This window comes from Bradyrhizobium guangdongense (assembly GCF_006483445.1).
Lineage (GTDB): Bacteria > Pseudomonadota > Alphaproteobacteria > Rhizobiales > Xanthobacteraceae > Bradyrhizobium > Bradyrhizobium guangdongense_A.
In genome coordinates, this window is sequence record NZ_PPPT01000274.1 from 1 (window position 1) to 1,124 (window position 1,124).

A 1,124-nucleotide genomic window follows, 5' to 3' on the forward strand; every position below is an offset into this window, starting at 1 on the left:
TATTCGTCGGCGATCTCGTAACGGTCGTCATGCCCGGTCTGCTTCTCCTTGCCGGCGCCGCGCGCGGCGCTGTCGAGATAGCCGGTGACGACGTTCCAGCCGATACGTCCCTCGGTGAGATGGTCGAGCGTCGACATCCGCCGTGCGAACGGGTAGGGCGGCTCGTAGGAGAGGTTTGAGGTGACGCCAAAACCGAGATTCTTCGTGACTGCCGCCATCGCCGAAAGCAGGAGCAACGGCTCGTTCGACGGCGTCTGCGCTGCATTGCGCAACGCAGCGTCTGGGCTGCTGCCATAGACATCGTAGACGCCGAGCACATCGGCGAGGAACAGCCCGTCGAAACGGCCGCGTTCCAGCGTTTTGGCGAGATCGATCCAATAGGGCAGGCGATGATATTCGGCGGTGCGGTCGCGCGGATGGGTCCACAAACCCGGTGATTGGTGCGCCACACAATTCATTGCGAAGGCGTTGAGCCTGATCTCTTTTGCCATACTGTCCCTCGGCGCCCTCAGCCCGGCGCTCTTCGAATGTTAAACGTCGCGCGAAACTTGGCGAAGTTCTTGCATTAAACCAGCCCTTGGCAAAAGCCAATTCGCTACCCCCGTCCACTTTTGCAAGTCCGCGCACCGCGTCAGGCTTGCTCCAGACCAGAGCCCTGCTAAAGAAAGCAATGACCAGAGCCGACGCCATCGCCCGCGCCCGCCACGACATCACGTCCGGCGCCTTTCTCACCGAGCTCGACCGCCGCGTCGCCTTCAAGACCGAGAGCCAGAATGCCTCGCGTGGCGCCGAGCTGCGCGCCTATCTGGAACAGGAGATGCAGCCGGCATTCGCCGCGCTCGACTTCGAAAGCCGGCTGGTGGAATCCCCCAGCGGCAAGGCGCCGTTCCTCATTGCCGAACATCATGAAAGCGCTGTTGCGCCGACCGTGCTGATCTACGGCCATGGCGATGTCGTCGATGGCATGGAAGGCGAGTGGCGCGATAACCGCGATCCCTGGCACACGACGATCGCGGGCGCGCGCGTCTATGGCCGCGGCACCGCCGACAACAAGGGCCAGCACAGCATCAACATGGCCGCGCTCCGCGCCGTGCGCGAGGTCCGAGGCGGCAAGCTCGGCTTCA

Annotated in this window: 2 protein-coding genes; one reads left to right on the plus strand and one right to left on the minus strand. The window is 63.4% G+C overall.

Going from position 1 to position 1,124, the window contains the following annotated elements; all coding sequences use genetic code 11:
• Positions 1-491 (minus strand): LLM class flavin-dependent oxidoreductase (locus C2U70_RS31470; protein WP_140982520.1); only part of this gene is annotated, 491 nt, incomplete at its 3' end.
• Between the two features lie 179 nt (positions 492-670).
• On the opposite strand from C2U70_RS31470, the gene C2U70_RS31475 reads away from it, so the two are divergent.
• Positions 671-1,124 (plus strand): M20/M25/M40 family metallo-hydrolase (locus C2U70_RS31475; protein ID WP_140982521.1); only part of this gene is annotated, 454 nt, incomplete at its 3' end.